Here is a 313-nt window from a genome sequence, read left to right on the forward strand (position 1 = left end):
GGCGGACGAGCTTTTTTAGTGGTGGTAACGCTGGTAACGCTCAAGCCGCTTGCCCAAATGAAAAATCGTCTCGTACACACCTCAACTGCGGTTTGGGAGCGGCACCCGTCCATATTGCTGTCATCGATCAAGGTTATGGCCATATGGAACGTGTCGCGCTTCTCGATCAGGCGGACCATGGCGGCGAAGTCGGCGGCGCCGGGGCCACCGGGCACCTGCGCCATGTGCAGGTCGCGCTGGTGTTAACGACAAAATAGAGGTCGCCAAGGTCGCCACCCGGAATCTTACGCCGGACGAAGCCGACTGCCGCATC

At 59.7% G+C, this 313-nt stretch carries 1 protein-coding gene; it reads left to right on the forward strand.

Features of this window, described 5'->3' with window-relative positions; all coding sequences use genetic code 11:
- Positions 1-257 (forward strand): hypothetical protein (locus tag ASG67_RS19620; protein ID WP_235535249.1); only part of this gene is annotated, 257 nt, incomplete at its 5' end.
- Positions 258-313: the final 56 nt, after the last annotated feature.

The organism is Sphingomonas sp. Leaf339 (assembly GCF_001426195.1).
GTDB lineage: Bacteria > Pseudomonadota > Alphaproteobacteria > Sphingomonadales > Sphingomonadaceae > Sphingomonas.